The organism is Amycolatopsis sp. AA4, from assembly GCF_002796545.1.
Lineage (GTDB): Bacteria > Actinomycetota > Actinomycetes > Mycobacteriales > Pseudonocardiaceae > Amycolatopsis.
Genome location: NZ_CP024894.1, coordinates 844,967 through 864,238, shown reverse-complemented (window position 1 = coordinate 864,238; position 19,272 = coordinate 844,967). Strand labels below are relative to the sequence as shown.

The 19,272-nt window shown below is 70.3% G+C and carries 19 protein-coding genes and 1 other RNA gene; 9 read left to right on the top strand and 11 right to left on the bottom strand.

Annotated elements, in window-relative coordinates:
• Positions 1–41: 41 nt before the first annotated feature.
• The 5 genes from CU254_RS04305 to rnpB all read right to left on the bottom strand — a co-directional run bounded on the left by CU254_RS04305 (position 42) and on the right by rnpB (position 5,525).
• Positions 42–2,999 carry an ATP-binding protein gene (locus CU254_RS04305; protein WP_037712501.1) on the bottom strand — a complete coding sequence of 986 codons (2,958 nt, stop codon included), beginning with the start codon at positions 2,997–2,999 and terminating at the stop codon, positions 42–44.
• A gap of 3 nt (positions 3,000–3,002) precedes the next feature.
• Positions 3,003–3,491, bottom strand: a complete 489-nt coding sequence (locus CU254_RS04300; protein WP_009073099.1) for a hypothetical protein — start codon at positions 3,489–3,491, stop codon at positions 3,003–3,005.
• Positions 3,492–3,503: 12 nt separating this feature from the next.
• Positions 3,504–3,770: a hypothetical protein gene (locus CU254_RS04295; RefSeq protein ID WP_009073098.1), complete on the bottom strand. Its 267-nt coding sequence runs from the start codon at positions 3,768–3,770 to the stop codon at positions 3,504–3,506.
• 481 nt (positions 3,771–4,251) lie between these two features.
• Positions 4,252–5,109 (bottom strand): hypothetical protein, encoded by an 858-nt coding sequence (locus tag CU254_RS04290; protein WP_009073096.1) that lies wholly within the window; start codon positions 5,107–5,109, stop codon positions 4,252–4,254.
• Between the two features lie 22 nt (positions 5,110–5,131).
• An RNA gene (rnpB, locus tag CU254_RS04285) (RNase P RNA component class A) lies at positions 5,132–5,525 on the bottom strand.
• A gap of 111 nt (positions 5,526–5,636) precedes the next feature.
• Here rnpB and sfnG point away from each other — a divergent pair.
• Entirely contained in the window at positions 5,637–6,767 is a 1,131-nt protein-coding gene (gene sfnG / locus CU254_RS04280; RefSeq protein ID WP_009073094.1) for a dimethylsulfone monooxygenase SfnG, read from the top strand.
• Between the two features lie 26 nt (positions 6,768–6,793).
• On the top strand, positions 6,794–8,023 hold the full coding sequence (locus tag CU254_RS04275; protein WP_009073092.1) for an SLC13 family permease: 1,230 nt from the start codon (positions 6,794–6,796) through the stop codon (positions 8,021–8,023).
• On the opposite strand, the gene CU254_RS04270 is transcribed toward CU254_RS04275, so the two are convergent.
• The 4 genes from CU254_RS04270 to CU254_RS04255 form a co-directional block, all read right to left on the bottom strand.
• Positions 8,020–9,765 carry a hypothetical protein gene (locus CU254_RS04270; protein ID WP_037712498.1) on the bottom strand — a complete coding sequence of 582 codons (1,746 nt, stop codon included), beginning with the start codon at positions 9,763–9,765 and terminating at the stop codon, positions 8,020–8,022. The two genes, CU254_RS04275 and CU254_RS04270, sit on opposite strands and share 4 nt — an antisense overlap.
• Before the next feature lie 182 nt (positions 9,766–9,947).
• A complete protein-coding gene (locus CU254_RS04265) occupies positions 9,948–11,090 on the bottom strand; it encodes a bifunctional RNase H/acid phosphatase (protein ID WP_009073088.1) in 1,143 nt (380 codons plus the stop codon).
• The gene (locus tag CU254_RS04260; protein ID WP_009073087.1) at positions 11,087–11,824 is read right to left on the bottom strand and encodes a zinc ribbon domain-containing protein; all 738 of its coding nucleotides are present in this window, start codon (positions 11,822–11,824) and stop codon (positions 11,087–11,089) included. Before CU254_RS04260 ends, CU254_RS04265 begins: the two co-directional genes overlap by 4 nt.
• 17 nt (positions 11,825–11,841) lie before the next feature.
• Positions 11,842–12,660, bottom strand: coding sequence for a Nif3-like dinuclear metal center hexameric protein (locus CU254_RS04255; protein ID WP_009073084.1), 819 nt, complete (start codon positions 12,658–12,660; stop codon positions 11,842–11,844).
• A gap of 40 nt (positions 12,661–12,700) precedes the next feature.
• On the opposite strand from CU254_RS04255, the gene CU254_RS04250 reads away from it, so the two are divergent.
• The 3 genes from CU254_RS04250 (at position 12,701) to CU254_RS04240 (ending at position 14,717) form a co-directional block, all read left to right on the top strand.
• Positions 12,701–13,162 carry a low molecular weight protein-tyrosine-phosphatase gene (locus CU254_RS04250; protein WP_009073082.1) on the top strand — a complete coding sequence of 154 codons (462 nt, stop codon included), beginning with the start codon at positions 12,701–12,703 and terminating at the stop codon, positions 13,160–13,162.
• 48 nt (positions 13,163–13,210) lie between these two features.
• A complete protein-coding gene (locus tag CU254_RS04245; protein ID WP_037712496.1) occupies positions 13,211–14,041 on the top strand; it encodes an SURF1 family protein in 831 nt (276 codons plus the stop codon).
• Between the two features lie 67 nt (positions 14,042–14,108).
• Positions 14,109–14,717, top strand: a complete 609-nt coding sequence (locus CU254_RS04240) for an FMN-binding negative transcriptional regulator (RefSeq protein ID WP_009073078.1) — start codon at positions 14,109–14,111, stop codon at positions 14,715–14,717.
• 4 nt (positions 14,718–14,721) lie between these two features.
• Here CU254_RS04240 and CU254_RS04235 read toward each other — a convergent pair whose 3' ends face one another.
• The gene (locus CU254_RS04235; protein ID WP_009073075.1) at positions 14,722–15,621 is read right to left on the bottom strand and encodes a cobalamin biosynthesis protein; all 900 of its coding nucleotides are present in this window, start codon (positions 15,619–15,621) and stop codon (positions 14,722–14,724) included.
• A gap of 25 nt (positions 15,622–15,646) precedes the next feature.
• A complete protein-coding gene (locus CU254_RS04230) occupies positions 15,647–16,330 on the bottom strand; it encodes a FadR/GntR family transcriptional regulator (RefSeq protein WP_037712494.1) in 684 nt (227 codons plus the stop codon).
• A 126-nt stretch (positions 16,331–16,456) separates the two neighbouring features.
• Between CU254_RS04230 and CU254_RS04225 the strand changes: the two genes are divergently transcribed.
• From CU254_RS04225 to CU254_RS04210, 4 genes are all read left to right on the top strand, one after another.
• Positions 16,457–16,951 carry a gluconokinase gene (locus CU254_RS04225; protein WP_037712490.1) on the top strand — a complete coding sequence of 165 codons (495 nt, stop codon included), beginning with the start codon at positions 16,457–16,459 and terminating at the stop codon, positions 16,949–16,951.
• A complete protein-coding gene (locus tag CU254_RS04220) occupies positions 16,948–18,315 on the top strand; it encodes a gluconate:H+ symporter (RefSeq protein ID WP_009073070.1) in 1,368 nt (455 codons plus the stop codon). The genes CU254_RS04225 and CU254_RS04220 overlap by 4 nt, the downstream gene beginning before the upstream one ends.
• A gap of 94 nt (positions 18,316–18,409) precedes the next feature.
• Entirely contained in the window at positions 18,410–18,751 is a 342-nt protein-coding gene (locus tag CU254_RS04215; RefSeq protein WP_037712488.1) for a helix-turn-helix transcriptional regulator, read from the top strand.
• Complete coding sequence (locus tag CU254_RS04210; RefSeq protein WP_037712486.1) at positions 18,748–19,257, top strand: SRPBCC domain-containing protein; 510 nt, start codon at positions 18,748–18,750, stop codon at positions 19,255–19,257. The genes CU254_RS04215 and CU254_RS04210 overlap by 4 nt, the downstream gene beginning before the upstream one ends.
• The last annotated feature ends 15 nt before the right edge of the window (positions 19,258–19,272 follow it).

Genomic DNA, 19,272 nt, shown 5'->3' with positions numbered 1-19,272 from the left:
CCTCCTCACGGCCGGCGCGGGCCGGCCCGGATCACCGGGGGTCATGCGGCATCCCTGCCGGTGCCGCCGCCCTTGCCGCCGGCGCGGGCGTGCCGGTCCTCCTGCCGTCCGTTGCGCACTGCACCCTCCACCTCGCCGGTTTCGGACGCGAGCGGGTCCGGCGAGCCCAGCAGCTGCTCGTCGGCGAGACCGACCTCGAGTTCCGCCTGGAGTTCGAAATCGTGTTCCAGCTCGTCGTCCTCCGGTGGGGCGGGGACGTGCGGCTTCGGCTCGTCCTCGCGGGGTGCCACGAGTTCCTTGCCGGCTTTGCCGCGCGCGTCGGGCGAGCCCGGGGTGGTGTCCATGGCCGCGCGCAGCGAGTCGAGATGCGGTCCGGAGAAGTCGACACGGATGCGTTCCACGCCGCCTGCCCCGTCGCCGAAGATGAACTGCCGGGGCTCCATGTCGCGTTCCAGCCCGCGCTGGGCGCCGGGGCGGCGGCCGAGCGCGGCGACGACCTGCTCGTAACCCACGCCGACCGGCACCTTCAGCAGCCGCAGCGCGTCGGCCTGGGCGTCGTCGTCGTCCAGCCGGCCGACGAACACCGAGTCCAGCAGCGCCACGAAACCCTGGATCTTCAGGAAGTCCGCCGGGATCTGCGAGGACAGCAGCACCCGGACGTTCCACTTCCGCGAGTCGCGGGCGAACCGGTTCATCAGCACGCGCCCGGTCGGCACCTCGGACAGGAAGAACGCCTCGTCGATCCAGACGCCCTTGCGCAGTTCCTTCGGCTTCTCGTACACCGACCGCTGGGTCAGCCACGCCGCGAGGTTCAGCATTTCCACGCCGAGCGATTCCGCGTCGGTCCAGTACTCGCGCGGCACGCCGTCCTTCGGCAGCGTCAGCCCCGCCATGGTCAGCACGGTCATCCGGTCGTCGCGGGTCTCCGCGTACGGGTCCGCGTCGGTTTCCGGGATCAGCAGCGCCATCCGCTCGCGCATTTCGTCGAGGAAGTCCGCGACCACGACCGCGTGCTCGTGGTGCTCGCTCGAATCCCGCCGCAGCGCGTCGATGACCTGGCCCGGGTCGGCGTCGAACCGGCCGCCGACCGCGCGCACCGCGCGCAGCAGCACGATCCGGGTCTGCGCCATCCGCGACACCTCGTACGGCAGCACGCCGGTGAGCACGTCGAGGACGAGGCGGCGCCGGGTCGCCCCGGCCAGCGCTTTTTCGCGCCGCCACGAGCGTTCCGGATCGTCCTCGTCCATGAAGTGCTCGATCAGCGGATCGGCGACCACGCGGTACGGGTTGAGGATGCCCGGCTGGGCGTTGAGCAGGTTGATCGGCCGCGCGTACGGCCGGATCTCCGGCAGCTCGCACAGCCGCGAGAGCGGGCCGGACGGGTCGAGGATCGTCCAGTGCGCCCCGGCCCGCAGCGTCTTGTAGACGATGCCGCCGCCGAGGAACGACTTGCCGCCGCCGAGGCCGGCGACCATCGCGGTGAGGCCCGATCCGTCGCGGATTTCCTGTGCCATCCACGGGTCCCAGGCCACCGGCCGCCGCGTCGCGGTGACGGTTTCGCCGAGCAGGATGCCGCGCCGGTCGCCGACCTCCGCGGTCGCGGTGGGCACCGCGGAAGCCGTCCACACCACCGAACCGCGGCGCATGTACGCGCCCGAGGCCAGCGGTTCGCCCGGGATGAACTCCCGGGCCATCGCGTACTGCGCCTCCGGATGCTCGATGGCGATCTTCGGCTTGTACAGGTCCAGCAGCTGCTGGGCCAGCCGCAGCGCGTCGCGCTCGGTCGGGCCGGACACCGCCAGGCGCCACCACGACCGCACGCGCGTGGCCAGCGCGGTGAAGCCCGACGTCATCTCGTCGTCGATCTCCAGCACCCGGCCGGCCTGGCGGGCCAGCGACTGCGGCGGTTCCAGCTCGTGCTCGTCGGTGTAGTGCTTGACCTGCGAGCGGACCTTGTTCATCTGCCGCTGCAGTTCGCCGGACACCTCTTCCGGACGCCGCACGTAGATCCGCGCGGACACCTCGACCGCCGCCGGCAGCCGGTCCGCGTGCTGGATCCACGGGTCGTCGACCTCGGGGATCTGCAGACCGTGCATCTGGCCGACGGTGAGCACCGCGAGATGCCGCGACACCCCGGCGTTCGACCCGGTGCGGCCGCGCACGGTGACCGTGGGCGCGTACGGGTCGGCGTGGAAATCAGCCGCGTCGGTGAAGCTGGCGAGGTCCTCGGGCTCCCACGCCGCTCCCGGCACCGCGGGCATGTTGCGCGGCGCGGGCAGGCCCAGCGAGCACGAACGGTGCATCAGCCAGGACATCTCCTCGGCGTGCACCGGACGGCCTTCCAGCCCGGCGCTGCCGATGACCTGGTCGAGGTGCTCGATCTCGGAGTCGAGCGCGGCCAGTTCGGCGTCGACCGCCTCGGGCAGGATCCGGCGCAGCACCGGCGCGGCGCGTTCGACCGCGCGGTCCACCATGCGCCGGGTCTGCACCTGGACGCCGAGGTAGACCTCTTTCTCCGCCATCGAGCGGCCCATCAGCTGCTGCTGCTCGCCGATCAGGTAGTCGTCGAACGACAGCGCGCCCGGCACGTCGTTCGGCCTGCCGACCGCGTTGTGCACGTGCGCCTCGGCCCACATCCGGATCGGGTACGGCCGGTTGGTGACGCGCAGGTGCAGCCAGCGGCCCTGCAGTTCGGCGTACTGGCCCGCGATGGCCGCGATCAGGTCGCGGCGCTGCGAATCGGAACGGAACGACCAGCGCTGCGGCGCGAGCCGGTACCAGGCGTACACCTCGTACCCGGTCCGCAGCAGATGCCCGTCGATGCTGCGCGCGGCGATCGACGGCGTGTACGCCGGTATCGCCTGCTCGCCGGGCAGCCTGCGGCCCTTGCCGCCGGACTTCGTGCCGCCGGACGGCGGACGGCCCTGCGAAGGCGCGTTCCACGCGCCGGCAGGAACGTCTTGCTCCCGCTTCCCTCGGCTTCCGCCGCGACCGAACAACGACTACCTCCCGGCCCGAGCCGCGGGGCGGCTCCGGCGCGCTCGTGGTGCTCCCTGTTTCCCGGCACTCGCGCCAGCACCGCGACGGGGGTCGCGGTGCTGGTACTGCCGCCTTCTCTTGTGCTTCGGCAGCGGGCGCTCCGCCCGCACCCGGACCCGGCTGGCGCTCACCGCGCCGCCCTCGCCCGAGGTCCGCTCCCTCGGCGTCCGCAGTTCCTGGCCCATCATCGCGATCACCGCGCCCAGCGGACGCTCGTGGCTGATCTTGGCGGTGATCAGCCGGGTGATCACGATCGTGGCCACGAACGCCCACGCCGTGGAGAAAAACCCGAAACTCCAGCCGACCCACCGCTCCACGGTGAGCACGACCAGGAAGACCGGAATGCCGACGAGCCAGGCCACGTAGCGGGCTCGCCAGGGAAAAGTCGCCTTCGGCGGGCCGAGCCACACGGCATCGACCCGGTACACCTCGTCATCGGTCCTGATCCGCACGCCAGCCCCGCCTCAGCCGGTGAACAGGCCGGCGATCCACTGGCCCACGTTCACGCCCGCGCCGCTGACCGCGAGACCGATGATCGCGAGCGCGATGACCACGCCGGCGAGCCGCCGCATGACGCCCGCGTTGTCGCCCTTGCCGCCGCCGAGCCACAGCAGGAGCAGAGCCACCGCGAGCAGCACGAGCGGGATGATGTTGTCGAGCAGCCAGGTCCGGACGTTGCCGGTGCTGATCCCTTCGGCCACAAAAGTCTCGAGGGCGGTCATGCTGGTCATCGCGATACTCCCGGTGCACGGCGGACGCCGCGCTGTTCTGGCTTCGGCGAAGCTACGAACACCATCATGGCGTTACAAGGGGTAATGGTCAAAGCGCGCTGCGTAGATATTCGGTAGATGTCGACTTGTGGTCAATGGGCGGGTACTGCGGTCCGATGGTCAGGATTCCTCGCCCTCCATCATCGTGGCAAGGGTGCTCCGGAATAACCCAAGCCACCCGGATTGCGCAGTGTTCCGGCGGTGCGGCTCCGCAAAACGCGCGACGCTCACTCTCGGTGCGCTCCGGACCGGCGTGTCGGGCAGGCACCAGTGTGGCATGCCCCGATCGGCGTTCCGCCGCGAGTCCGGTGAGTGACAACCGGACTGGAAAACAATCCGGAATTGATCACTCTCTGATGCGATTACGGTCACCATCACGTCCGATGTGCGCAATTGTTCACTACAAAGCGTGATCCCGGGCAGTTCCCGATCGTTTCGCGGATCAGGCCCGGAAGGCCGCGCTCGGGATCGCGCCCGCCTCGATCACCCGGCGGCTGAGCGGAGCGCACAGCTGCTCCAGCCGGGCCGTCTTCTCCTCGCCGAGGTGCTGCCACGGGCCCCGCGCCGCCGCGTTCGTCGCCGTCTCGACGCGTTCGCGCAGTTCCTGGCCGCGCTCGGTGAGCGCGCCGTCCGCGTCGAGGATTCCGTCGACGGTCAGCCGGGTCGCGGCCTCGTCCCACTCCTCGTCGCTCCAGCCGCGGGTGCGCTTGGCGGCGTCCGGCGGGGTGCCGTTCGCCGTCGCGCTGTGCGTGACCAGCGCTTCGAGGCCGGGCAGGCCGTTCGTGGTCAGCGCCGCGACGTGTCCGTCCCCGCGGTGCTCGCGCAGCAGGGTGATCGCGTGCCACAGCGCGAGGTGCGGCTGTTCCGGCCAAGCGAGGTCCGCGTGGGCGGCGTAGAGCGGGCGTCCCTCCGGGCGGCAGCCCTCGGTGGCTTCGCGCGCGAGCGCGGCCGCTTCGGCGACCTCGGCGGACGCGAGCGTCTCGTCGCCGAACAGCCTGCGGTAGATCTCGTCGACCGCGGCGAGCCGGGCCTCCAGCACGGCCTCCGGCGTGGCGAGCGTCCAGACGCGCGGGACGAAATGGGCGATCAGGCTGGGGCTGAAGCTGTAGAAGGTCGCGGTGACTGCCCCCGCTCCGACCTGGCCCATCGCCGCGGCGCGGCTGGCGAAGTAGGTCATCGACCCCGGTTTGAGCCCGGCGGCGGCGAGCCGCTGCTGGGTCTCTGGCGCGAAGTAGACGGGGGCGTGCAGAGCGTCGAAGGTGGTCCGGAAGGCGACGGCGGCGGCGACGGCTTGACCCATGCGCCCGATCGTAGCGATCGGGCGGACGAGCTGGCATGTAAGCCGGATCCTGTTCCCGGGCCGCCTCGCGGCGGACCGGGCGACGGTCATCCATCTCGGCCTGCCGTCGCCGGCAGGCTCCAGCGGCCTACCCGCAGGCATCGGGCGGGCCGCCCTCGATCGCCTGCGCAGGAGCGCTGCTCCCTCTTGGCCTTGCTCCGGGTGGGGTTTACCGAGCCATCCCGGTCACCCGGGATGCTGGTGGTCTCTTACACCACCGTTTCACCCTTACCCCCGTCGCGAGACGGGGGCGGTCTGTTTTCTGTGGCACTGTCCCGCGGGTCGCCCCGGGTTGCCGTTAGCAACCACCCTGCCCTGCGGAGTCCGGACTTTCCTCGGACCGGGAGAACCCGGGCCGCGACCGTCCTGCCAGCTCGTCCGCCGAAACAGCGTACCCGGCAGACCGCGCGGCCCCGGGCACCGGCTGGCACATTCCACCGCGTGGACGCGCGTTGACCCCCTTCCGGCCCGCTGTTTCACTCCCCGCCATGACCGCATCGCACCCGCACGAACCCCTGAAATTCGCTTACTGGGTCCCGAATGTGAGCGGCGGCCTGGTCACCAGCGACATCGAGCAGCGCACCGATTGGGGCTACGAGTACAACCGCGAACTGGCCGTGCTCGCCGAGAACAACGGCTTCGAATACGCGCTCACCCAGGTCCGCTACACCGCCAGCTACGGGGCCGCCTACCAGCACGAATCCACCGGTTTCAGCCTGGCGCTGCTGCTCGCGACGCAGCGGCTGAAGGTCATCGCGGCCGTCCACCCTGGACTGTGGCAGCCCGGCGTGCTCGCGAAATTCGTCGCCAGCGCGGACGTCATCTCCGGCGGCCGGGCCGCGGTGAACGTCGTCAGCGGCTGGTTCAAGGACGAGTTCACCGGACTCGGCGAACCGTGGCTCGAACACGACGAGCGCTACCGCCGTTCCGAGGAATTCATCCGCGTGCTCAAGGAATTGTGGACCGACGACCACGCCGAGTTCCGCGGCGATTTCTACCGGATCCACGATTTCGACATCAAACCCAAACCGGTCGCCGGCCCCGGACGGCCGCATCCGGAAGTTTTCCAGGGCGGCAACTCCACCGCGGCGCGCAAGCTGGCCGGTCGCGTTTCGGACTGGTATTTCAGCAATGGCAAGGATTTCGCCGGTTTCCGCGAGCAGGTCGACGAGGTGCGCGGGTACGCCGCGGAGAACGACCACGAGGTGCGCTTCGGGCTCAACGGGTTCGTGATCGCCCGCGAGACCGAAGCCGAGGCGCGCGAGGTGCTGCGGGAGATCGTGGCGAAGGCGAACGTGCCCGCCGTCGAAGGATTCCGCTCCGCGGTCAAGCAGGCCGGGAAGTCCACTTCGGACACCAAGGGCATGTGGGCGGATTCGGAGTTCGCGGACCTGGTGCAGTACAACGACGGCTTCCGGACCGGGTTGATCGGGACGCCGGAGCAGATCGCGGACCGGGCGATCGAGTACAAAAAGCGCGGCGCGAACCTGCTGCTGCTCGGGTTTTTGCACTATCTGGAAGACGTCGAGCATTTCGGCCGGGAGGTGCTGCCGGTGATCCGGGAGAAGGAGCGGGTGCTGGACCGCGGAGCGGGAGTGCCGGAACCGGCGGGGATCTGAGATCTCGCGGCGGCTAGCGTTCGGGGGTGAACGGTCCCCTGTCGCTGCTGCTTCTGGCCGGCACGCTCTGGTTCGCCATGGCGCGGCCGCGCGGCCTCCCGGAAGCTGTCTTCGCGGTCCCCGCCGCCGGTGTCGTCCTCGCGCTGGGCCTGACCTCGCCGCACGAAGCGGGCGTGCGGGTCGTCCAGATGCTGCCGACGATGGGTTTTCTCGCGGCGATCCTGCTGGTCAGCCACCTCGCCGCGGCGGAAGGCGTCTTCACCTGGCTAGGCGCCGAACTCGCCGAAATCTGCCGCGGGCGGCAACCCAGGCTCCTGCTGCTCACCTTCGCCGCGGCCGCGATCGTCACCGCCGTCCTCAGCCTCGACGCGACCGTCGTCCTGCTGACCCCGGTCGTCCTCGCCACCGCAGCAGAACTGAAACTCACCGCGCGCCCGCACGTCTACGCGTGCGCACACCTGGCCAACTCAGCGTCCACGCTCTTCCCCGTATCGAACCTGACGAACCTGCTCGCGTTCACCGCTTCCGGCCTCACCTTCGCCGGTTTCACCGCATTGATGGCGTTGCCCTGGCTGGTCACGCTCGCCGTCGAACTCGCCGCGTTCGCCTGGTTCTTCCGCAAGGACCTCCGCGAACCGGTCAGCACGCGCCAGCCCGAACACCGCCGCGCGCCGGTCTTCACCCTCGTGGTGCTGGCGGTCATGCTGGTCGGCTTCGCGACCGGCCAGCTGGTGCACGTCGAGCCGGTGTGGATCGCCGCGCTGACCGCGCTCGTCCTGGCCGCGAAGGCGTTGGCGGAGCGGAAGATCCGGCCTTGGCAGGTGGTCACCGAGGCGTCCCCGCTGCTGGTCCTCTTCGTGCTCGCCCTGGCAGTGGTGGTCGAGGCGGTGGACGAACACGTCCTCGGCGGCCTGCTCCGCACGATCCTGCCGACGACGGCTGGGCTGCCGGAACTGCTGCTCGCCGCCGCCGTCGCCGCGGTCTTGGCGAACGTCGTCAACAATCTGCCCGCGACGCTGATCCTGCTGTCCGTCCTGGGCCCGCACCCGAACCAGGGCGTGCTGATGGCCGTGCTGCTGGGCGTGAACATCGGCCCGAACGCGACCTACCTCGGCTCCCTGGCGACGCTCCTGTGGCGCCGCGTCGTCGTCCGGCACGGACAGCATCCGCCAGTGGGCGAGTTCCTGAAGCTCGGGGCGCTCACGACGCCGCTGTCCTTGGCAGCGGCGACGTGCGCACTATGGCTGGCGCTCTAACCCCGCGGAGCGATCGTGCTCCCCCGCGACAACGTCGGGCCGCAGTCGTCCAGACCGTCCCCGAATCGCTGCGCTTCGACGTCCATCATCGTCACCTGCGCGTAGTGCTGAACCGCCGCGAGCTTCGCCGGGTCGGTCACCGCGTCCTTGCGGACGAAGTCGCCCTGCCGTTTGCCCGGGCCGGGGTACACGAGGATCGGCACGTAGTCCCGGTCGATGCGCGGGTCGATGCTGATCTCGTTGCCGTCCGCCCACGGGCCCCACGAGTGGATGAACGTCGGCTTCACCGTGTCGAACACGTAGTCGCGCAGGCCGGCGATGTCGCCCTTGTGCGTCAGGTCCGCGATCGGCGCGTTGACCAGGCCCGCCATGTCGACCAGTTCGAGCCGGCTGGTCATCGACGAGCCGCCGAGGTCCGGCAGGAGCAGCGACGCGTGCTGCAGGCCGAGCATGTCCGCGTACGTGTTGAAACCGCGGCCGAAGCGGTCGGCGATCAGGCAGGCCGGGACGGTCGGGCTCTTCACGAATTCCTCGTCGTGATGCACGAAGCCGATCGCCGACGGGACCGAAGCGGCCACGAGCACCAGCGCCGCGACCGCGCGCCACTGCACCTTCGGCAGCGCGCGCAGCAGTTCGGCGAAAGCCATGACGCCGCACAGCATGCCGAGCACCCACACCGGCGTCGCGAAGCGGTACTGCGCCATCCAGTCCGGCACCATCACGCCGTACGCGATCACGCCCAGCGCGAGCGGCGTCACCAGACCGATGAGCGGACGCCGCCACGGCACCTTGACCAGGGCCCAGACGACCACGGCGAGCAGCACGAGCGTCAGCGCGATTCCGGCGTACTCCACCAGTTGGTACGGCCGGACGATCGAGCCGAACGTCGGCAGGCCCTGCTTCTTGGCGACCGAAGGGTTGGCCAGCAGCCGGTGGAACTCCGTGTAGCGCCAGACGACGTAACCGCCGAACAGCACGGCGAAAGCCGCGATCGACACCAGCGCGGACCGGAAGCTGGGCCAGAAACCCTCGCGCTTCACGCCGAACAGCAGGACGATCGGGTACGCGCTGGCGTAGATCAGGCCTTCCGGCCGGGTCAGCGCGGCCGCGGCGACGAGCACGCCCGCGCCGATCGCGACCTTGAACGACAGCGAGTTTTCCTTGCGCAGCGCGGTGAACAGCAGCGCGGCCAGCGCGGTGGTGAAGAACGCGAACAGCGAGTTCTCGAGGCCGGAGACCACCCAGATCACGAACGACGGGATCGCCGCCAGCCCGAGGCCGGTGAACAGCGTGATCGCCCACGCGTGCCGGCGGAACACCTGCCGGGCCACCAGGTGGCACAGCACCAGGATGCCCGCGGTGAAGAACAGGCCGAGCAGCTTGGGGAACAGCACGTAGTCCGGGATGCCGAACAGCAGGCCCTTGTCGAACAGGCCGACGACCTTGCCCAGCGCGAGCAGGATCATCCAGGTCGGGTCCGAGAAGCCCTCCACCGGCGGCTGGCCGGGGGCCAGCACCGGGCCGAGCCCCTCGGCGACGCTGCGCGAGTAGGAGAACGTGATGGCCGCGTCGTCGACGATCCAGTGCCCGTAGCGGGTGGCGTGCCAGGCGACCGCGGCCACGCCGGCCAGCACCGCCAGCGTCGACGCCAGCCAGCTGAGCTTGAACCGCGCGGGCGGGCCGGTCGTCGCCTCCCCCGGCAGGTCGGGCTCGGATACTGCGGTGAGTGCGCTAGCCGTCATGTCCTCGTCACTGTTTCCACTTGCGGATGCTGCCGAAGAAACGCACGAGCCTGCGCCCCCCTTGAAGTCCCGGCCGGGACCTGCGCCGCGGCGCCGCGGTCGACACCGCACTCTAGCCAATACCTCATCCGGGCCGTTTCACACGTCGTCCCCGACCGTGATCCACCTCACAAATCTCCGGTTCAGGACAGATGCGAGATGTCGTTGACCAACCGGACCGAGGCGTTGCCGTCCGGATAGAACTCGACGATCGACAGCGACGCCAGGTCCAGGTGCAGCCGGAACAGCAGCGACGGCCCGGCGTCGAGACCCATCCGCAGCAGGGTCTTGATCGGCGTCACGTGGCTGACCACGACCACGGTGCGCCCGTCGTACCGCTCGATCAGGTCGCGCCGGGCCGTGCCGACCCGCTCGTGGACCGCGTCGAAGCTCTCGCCGCCGGGCGGCGGGCACGACGAATCGCTCAGCCAGCAGCGGTGCAGTTCCGGGTCCCGCTGGGCAGCCTCGGAGAAGGTGAGGCCCTCCCATTCGCCGAAGTCGGTCTCGATGAGCCCGGGATGCGTCTCGACCCGGCCGCCGAGCGCGTCGGCGACCGCCTGCGCGGTCTGCTTCGTGCGGATCAGCGGCGACGAGACGATCGGAGCCGGTTCGCCGTCCTCGCCGATCAGCCCGGACATCGCGGCCAGCCGTTTGGCGGCCGCGGCGGCTTGGCCCCGGCCGTGCTCGGTGAGCGGGACGTCGCCGCGTCCGGAGTAGCGGCGGTCGACCGACATCTCGGTCTGGCCATGGCGCAGCAGGAGCAGTTTGGTCGGCGTGCCGCGGGCTCCGGTCCAGCCCGCCGGGGACACCCGGTCCGGCTCGGCGGCCTTGGCCTTCGGCCGCGCCTCGGAGACCGGGGCCGACGAGGTTGCCCCGGACCCGGCGCGGTCCATCGCGACGTTCGCGAGCCGGTCGGCGTGCGAGTTCTCCGCGCGCGGGATCCAGGTGTAGCTGACGCGTTCGAAGCCCGCCGCGATCTCCCGCGCCTGCGCGGCGAGCGGCTGCAGCGCGGCGTGCTTGATCTTCCAGCGCCCGGACATCTGCTCCACCACGAGCTTCGAATCCATCCGGACGTCCACAATGGACACTCCGAGTTCGGCGGCCGCGGCGAGCCCGGCGACGAGCCCGGAGTACTCCGCGACGTTGTTCGTGGCCACGCCGAGGTACTCGTGGCGTTCGGCGAGCACCTCGCCGGTGCTCGCGTCCTTCACGACCGCGCCGTAGCCCGCCGGGCCGGGGTTGCCCCGCGAGCCTCCGTCAGCCTCGACGATCGCCCGTTCGGTCACAGGCCCGACTCCAGCGTGCGGACCAGGATCGCGCCGCAGTTGTCGCACTGCACGACGCTGTCCTCGGCCGCCGCCTTGATCTCGGAGATGGTGTTGCGGTCGAGTTCGAGCTGGCAGGCGCCGCACCGGCGGGCGCGCAGCAGCGCCGCGCCGATGCCCTTGTGCTCGTAGACGCGGGTGTACAGCTTCAGCAGCGGCTCCGGGAACCGCGGCACCAGCTTCGCGCGGTCCTCCTTGCGGCGGGCCTCGGTGGTGTCGAGGTCCTTGAACGCCTCGTCGCGGCGGGCCTGCGCGGCCTGCACTTCCTGCACCGCCTTGTCGACCTCGGCGCTGGTGCGCTGCGCGTCCAGACCCAGTGCCTCGCGCTGCTCCATCAGCTCCAGCAGGTCGTCCTCCAGCGCGCCCTTGCGGCGGCCGAGCGTCTGCAGTTCGTGCTCGATGTCGGTCATCTGCTTGGCGCCGACCGACCCGGATTCCATCAGCTTGCGGTCGCGGTCCTCGCGCGCCCGCACCGATTCGACCTCTTTCTCCTGCCGGGCGATCTCCCGGTCGAGGTCCGACGTCGCGGTCTCGACGGACACCAGTGCGTCGCGTTTCTCGCGGACGGTCTTCTCCCCGGCCTCGATCTCGGCGAGCTCGGGCAGAGTGCGGCGGCGGTGCGCGACGCGCGAAAGCTCGGCGTCCACCTTCGCGAGTTCGAGCAGCTGACGCTGGACGGCGGGGTCGGCCTTCACTGTGCTCCCTGATTTAGTTACTGGGCGGTAGCGCGGATGGTCCACGGGTCGGTGCACCGCGTGGAGACGTGAGCTTCGACGGTACCCGCAAAGGCCGCGCCGACAAGGGCCGAGGCCTGTCCGCACCACGGCCACTCGCTGGCCCAGTGCGTCAGGCCGACCAGCGCGGGCACGGTGGCCGCCGAGGCGAGGTGTTCGCCGGCGGGATGGTGGCGCAGATCCGCGGTCACGTACGCGTCGACGCCCTCGGCAGTCGCCTTCGCGAGATACGAGTCCCCCGCTCCGCCGGAAACCGCGACGGTGCGGATCAGCCGGGCCGAGTCGCCGGCGCCGAGCACGCCGGGCACGGTGGCGGGCAACGCGTTGGCAACCCGCTGCACGAACTGGGCGAACGGCTCGGCCTCGGGCAAGTGCCCAATGCGGCCGATGCCGGTGGCGCCGCCTGGTTCGTGCGGATCGAGCGGCCGGTCGACCTCCAGGCCGATGGCCTGCGCGAGCGCGTCGGACACGCCGGGGTCGGCCGAGTCGGCGTTGGTGTGCGCGCAGTAGAGCGCGATGCCGCCGCGGATCATGCGGTGCACGAGCGAGCCCTTGGCGGTGTCCGCCGGAACGCCGTGCACGCCGCGCAGCAGCAGCGGATGGTGCGCGACGATCAGCTGCGCGCCGATTTCCTCGGCCTCGGCGAGCGTCTCCTCGACCGGGTCGACACAGAACAGCACGCGCTGGACGTCCTCGGCCGGGTCTCCGCAGACGAGCCCGACGGCGTCCCAGCTTTCCGCCAGCCGGGGCGGGTAACTGCGTTCGAGGACGGCGATGATCTCGGCTAATGCAGGCACCTGGGGATCCTCGCACGGTCGCTCTGGAAGACTGCGAACCATGCCGTCCCTGGTGTTCGTGTGCTCCGGAAACATCTGCCGCTCCCCGATGGCGGAGCTGGTCTTCCGCAAGAAGCTCGCCGACGCGGGACTCGCCGGCGCCGTGCGGGTGTCGAGCGCGGGCACCGGACCGTGGCACGTCGGCGAGGCGGCCGACCGGCGGGCGCGGGCCACGTTGAAGGCGCACGGCTACCCCACCGAGCACATCGCGGCCGAGGTCAGCGACGAAGACCTCGAAGCCGACCTGCTGCTCGCCGCCGACGAGAGTCACCTCAGCTTTCTGCAGTCGCGTGTCGGAGACCCTTCGCGGGTGCGGCTGCTGCGTTCGTTCGACCCGTCCGCTCCGGAGGGCGCCGAGGTGCCGGACCCGTATTACGGCGGCGACGACGGCTTCGAGGACGTGCTCGGGATGATCGAACGGAGCGTGCCGGGACTGCTGGACTGGGTCCGCGAGCAGGCGTGACGTCCGGTCCGGGTGCGCGCACGGAACGCGACGGCCTACCGTAGAGGGGTGCGGTTGCGGTTTCTGCTCCGGCCGGGATGGCTGGCGTTGACAGTGGTGGTGTTCACCTTCGCCATCTGCTGTTACACGCTGCTGGCCCCGTGGCAGTTCCGCCGCGACGGCGAGCAGGTCACCCAGAACAACGCGCTGACCACGTCGTTCACCGCGAAACCCGTGCCCGCGGCGCAGCTGCTGCCGCCCGGGACGAAGCCGGACAAGAACACCGAGTGGCACCTCGTGTCCGTCACCGGCACGTACCTGCCTTCGGCCGAGGTTGTCGCACGGCTGCGCACTGTGCAGGGCCAAGGCGCGTACGAAGTCCTCACGCCGCTTCGCGCTACTGACGGCACTGTGTACCTGATCGACCGCGGCTACGTCGGGCTCAGCAGCGACTCCGGGGTGCTCCCGTACGCGGCAGCGCCAGGCGGGCAGGTGACTGTCGTCGCGCGCGTGCGAAGCGACGAGACAGACCCGAAGAACCGCGAAGCGTTCGCCGACGCGTCGACCAACGGGAAGCTGCAGAGCTACACCGTCGACTCGCGCGTGGTCGCGAAGTCCTCTGGCCTCACCATCCGGCCCGGGTACTTCCAGCTCGACCAGAATCAGCCCGGCGTGCTCAGCCCGCTGCCGCTGCCGCAACTGGAGTCCGGCCCGTACTTCTCGTACGCGCTGCAGTGGCTGGCGTTCGGCACGATGGCCTTGCTGGGCTGGCTCTACTTCACGATCCGCGAACTGCGCCCGGGCGGCGCGCTGACCACCGAACGTCCGCAGCGCGGGCGGCGCAAGTCCGTCGCGGAGATGCTCGCCGAAGACGAGGACGAGTACTCGCCGACCGCCTGAGTGGCCTGGTCGTTTTACCGGAAAATGGCCCTTTGTCCGGGCCACTTGCCGCACGGATACTGACGGCATGCTGATCCACCCCTGGGACGCCGCGGACGAGAACGAATGGCGGGAATGGCTCGCCGGACACGATTTCGGCGAACTGGTCGCCGGCGGCCGCGGCCGCGACCTCCCGGTGGTGGTGCCGACGCACTTCGTCTTCGACGGCGACGCGACCGTCCGGCTGCACCTCGCCCGGCCGAACCCGGTGTGGCCGCTGCTGGAGGAACACCCGCGCGCCCTGCTGACGGTGACCGGCGACTACACGTACATCCGCTCGGACTGGAACACCGCCGACGATCCCGCGCTCGGCGTGCCCACGTCGTACTACGCGAGCGTGCAGCTGGCCTGCGACGTCCGGCTCATCGACGATCCCGAAGAGAAGGCCGCGCTGCTGAACCACCAGCTGGCGCATTTCGAACCGGACGGCAAGCGCACCCCGGTGTCCGCTGTGGACACTCCGGACCGGCGGCTGCTGCCCGGGATTCGCGGGGTCGAGCTGACGGTGACCGACGTGCGGGCGAAGTTCAAGTACGGCGGGAACAAGAAGTCCGAGGACCGGCAGCGGATCGGCGCGCTACTGTCCGAACGGGACGGCTTCCATGACGCGGAAGCGATCGCGCACCTGAAACCCTGAGGGCTCAACGGTTCCGGCGACGCAACCCGGCGAGCACGGCCACGATCACCGACGTCCCCGCGGCCAGCCAACCGACCACTCGGGACAGTTCCACCGCACGCGTCACGTGTCCGGCATCCGGATTCCGGCCGACCCCGAGCACCGGCAATTCCACGACCCCGTGCGGGTACTCGGTCCGCCCGCCGACGCGAATCTCCAACGCACCGGCGAAAGCCGCCTCGACGCGACCGGCGTTCGGGCTCGGATGCGCGATCGTGTCCCGGCGCCAAGCCCGCCACGCGCCACCCGCCGAACCGCCCACCACCGGCGCGCCCGCGACGGTCAGCGCGGCCGCCACCCGGGTCGGCAGAAGGTGCACCAGTTCGTGAAACCGGTCAATGGCCCAGTGCCCGGGAAGCAGCCGGCGCAGCAAGCCGATGATCCGCGCCGCGAGCAACCCGGGCACGCCCGCGACCGCACCCCACAACAACGGGGTGACGACCACTTCGGACGTGTTCTCGGCCAGAGTTTCCACGGACGCACGGGAAAGCCCGATCGTGCTCAGCCCGTCCGTCACGCGCGGGTCCAGTTCGGACAGTGTGTCGCGCGCCGGTTCGAGACGGCCTTCCTCCAGATCGCGCGCCAGTTCCGTGCCCTGCGTGGCCAGCCCGGCCGCGCCGAGGACCGCCCAGGTCGCCACCGCCGTCGTCGTCGCCTGCAGGACCGGGCGGCGGCTGCCGGTGCGCTCGATCACTACGCCAGCCGCGACTGCCGCGCCCGCGATTCCGAGCCCGGCCGCGCGCCGCGAACCAGCGGCGGCGACCGCTTCGCGGAACGCGGTGACCGGCGGACGTCGCCGCGGATCGCCGAGTGCCCCGTCTGCGGCCAAACCGAGAATCAAGCCGATCGCGCGCGCCGCGCTCACCTGTAGCCCCCCGAACGTGGACGATTCAGCCGCCGAGATTACTCGACACCGCGGCGGCGATTTCCTCGCGTGCCTGCTCCACGATGTCGCGCATCGCGCGTTCGGCCCGCTCCGGTTCGGCCAGGTCGATCGCCTCGGCGACCTCGACGTGCAGCGCCACCGCCTCGGGCTGCGGTTCCTCCGGCATCAGGCCGTGCCCGGTGCGGCCGGCCAGCACTTCGGCGACCACGGAGGACAGCTGCGCGAACATCGGATTCCGCGACGCGGTCAGGAGCAGATCGTGGAATGCGACGTCGTGGCCGAGGAAGGTGTCGAGATCCCGGGCCCGCGCCGTCCGCTGGAGGTGCACCGCCAGCGCGCGCAGCCGCCCGCGTTCCTCCGGGGTCGCCCGGATCGCGGCGAACCGGGCCGCGCACGGTTCGACGGCCGAGCGCAGTTCGGTCAGCGTGCGCAGCGCGGTCGGCCGGTCCGCGCCGTCGAGCTGCCAGCGGATCAGCCTCGGGTCATAGTGGTTCCACTCGGCCGGCTCGCGGACGGTGACCCCGACGCGGCGGCGGCTGCTGGTCAGCCCCATCGTCTCGAGGACCCGCACGACCTCGCGGGCCACCGTCCGCGAAGTCCCGTACCGCTCCTGCAGCTCCTCCGAGCGCAGCACCGCGCCCGGAGCCAGCTCGCCGCTCGCGATGGCCGCGCCGAGCTCGTCGAGCATGTCCTCGTGCCGATCAGTCCCCACGGCCTCAACCTAGCGCTCTGATTCGATTAAGTACTACTTCTTCTTGATTAAGTAGTACTTTTGAGTTTGACTCTCCAAGGCACAAAGACGTGGGAGGTGCGGATGACGGTCATCGTGGTGATGGGCGTATCGGGCTCGGGCAAGACGACGGTCGGCACAGCGATCGCGGAACGGCTCGGGACCGTGTACGCCGAGGCAGACACCTTCCACCCCCGGGCGAACATCGAGAAGATGACCGCCGGGCATCCGCTGAACGACGAGGACCGCGCCCCGTGGCTGGCCGCGATCGCGGAATGGATCGGGAAGCACCATGAAAACGGCGCGGTGGTCAGCTCGTCCGCGCTGAAGCGGCGCTACCGCGACGTGCTGCGCGGCGGCGGGGACGTCTGGTTCCTGCACCTGCACGGGTCCCGCGAACTGCTCGCCGAGCGGATGAAGACCCGGACCGGCCACTTCATGCCGGTCTCGCTGCTCGATTCCCAGCTCGCCGACCTCGAACCGCTGGAAGCGGACGAGCCGGGAGCGACCTTCGACATCAGCCGTCCCCCCGCCGAACTCGTCGAGTCGGCGCTCAAAGCGTTCCAGGAGCGCGCATGACCACCCTCGCCGCCGGCTGGACCGGCCACGACACCCGCCTGATCCTCGCCACGGTGCTCGCCATCGCCGTGATCGTGGTGCTGATCAGCAAGGTCAAACTGCACCCGCTGCTCTCGCTCACGCTGGGCTCCGGCGTGCTCGGCCTGACCGCCGGGACGCCGATCGACAAACTGCTCAAGAGCTTCACCACCGGCGTCGGCAGCACCGTCGCGTCCGTCGGCGTGCTGATCGCGTTCGGCGCGATGCTGGGCAAACTGCTCGCCGACTCCGGCGGCGCGGACCGGATCGTGGACACGGTGCTCGGCCGGGTCCGCGGGCCCGGGCTGCCGTGGGCGATGGCGCTGGTCGCCGCGCTGATCGGGCTGCCGATGTTCTTCGAGATCGGCCTCGTGATGCTGATCCCGGTCGTGCTGCTGGTCGCCAAGCGCAGCGGGAAACCGGTGCTGCTGCTGGGAATTCCGGCGCTGGCCGGGCTGTCGGTGCTGCACGGCCTGATCCCGCCGCACCCCGGTCCGCTCGCCGCCGCCGGTTCGCTGAACGCCAACGTCGGCCTCACCCTCGGACTGGGCCTGCTGGTCGGCCTTCCCACCGTGATCATCGCCGGTCCGTTGTTCGGCCGTCTCGCCGCCAAGATGGTGCCCGACGCCGCGCCGCCCGCCCGGCTGGTCCCGGAATCCGAGGGGACCGACGAAAAGCACCGCCCGAGCTTCTTCGCGACGCTGGCCACGGTGCTCCTGCCGGTGGTCCTGATGCTGGCCAAGGCACTCGCGGACATCCTGGCGGGGAAGGGGAACCCGGCGCGCCGCGTCCTGGACTTCATCGGCGACCCGCTCGTCGCGCTGCTGCTGGCGGTCCTCGTCGGCATGGTCGTGCTGGGCCGCCCGGCCCGGCTGAACCGGGAACGGCTGTCGTCGATCATCGGCGATTCCCTCGGCCCGATCGCCGGGATCGTGCTGATCGTGGCCGCGGGCGGCGGGTTCAAGCAGACCCTCGTGGACGCCGGGGTCGGCGACGTGATCACCAGCCTCGCCAAGGGCGCTAACCTGTCCCCGCTGCTGCTCGGCTGGCTGGTCGCGGTGGCGATCCGCCTGGCGACCGGTTCGGCGACGGTCGCGACGGTCTCCGCGGCGGGCATCGTGGCCCCGCTGGCCGCGACGCTGGACCCGACGCACAACGCCCTGCTCGTGCTGGCCATCGGTGCCGGTTCGCTCTTCTTCTCGCACCTGAACGACGCCGGGTTCTGGCTGGTCAAGGAGTACTTCGGCATGTCGGTCGGCCAGACCTTGAAGAGCTGGTCGGTGATGGAAACGGTGATCTCCGTGGTGGCGATCGCGCTGATCCTGCCGCTGGGCGCCCTGCTTTAGCGCTCCCCCTCCGGCCGCTGGTCTCCGCACGCGGGGAGACCAGCGGCCGTTCTTCTGGTTGACATGTGACCTTCTGGTCACCTATTCTCGGTGCGTGCCCGACGAGGACCTGGTTTTCAAGGCTCTGGCGGACCCGACCCGCCGGTTCCTGCTCGACCTGCTCTACGAGCGCGACGGCCGCACGCTCACCGAGCTGGAGTCCGAAGTGGACATGAGCCGGTTCGGGGTGATGAAGCACCTCAAGCTCCTCGAGGAGGCCGATCTGGTCACCTCGCGCAAGGAGGGGCGGGAGAAGCGGCATTTCCTGAACCCGGTCCCGATCCGCCGGATCCACGACCGCTGGATCGACAAGTACACCGCACACCGCGCCTCGGCGCTGCTGGACCTCAAAGCTCAGCTGGAAGCCGAAGAAACCTTCAAGGAGCCCGGAAAATGAGCGACACCACGACCGTTCAGGTCAACCGCGTCTACATCAAGGCCACTCCGCAGGCGGTGTGGGACGCCCTCACCAAGCCGGAATGGACGCAGAAGTACGGCTACACCGGCCTCGCCGACTTCGACCTCAAGCGCGGCGGCAAGCACCGCACCAAGCCGACCCAGGAGTTCATCGATTCGGGCTTCACCAGCGATCTCCTCGACGGCGAAGTACTCGAGGTCGATCCGCCGCGCAGGCTGGTGATCACGTGGAAACTGCAGATGGACCCGAGCCTCGTCGCCGAGCCGTACACCACAGTGACCTATGACATCGAGGAAACGCAGACCGCGGGCACCCGGCTCACCGTCACCCACGACGTCGCCGGCGCGCCGAACCACGCGGCTCTTGTGTCCGGCGTGCACGAGGACATCAACGCCGGCCCGGGCGAAAACGCGGGCGGCGGCTGGGCGTGGGTCCTGTCCGACCTGAAGTCGGTGCTGGAGACGGGCAAGAACCTCACGGCCTGACGCGAGAGTGGGGTG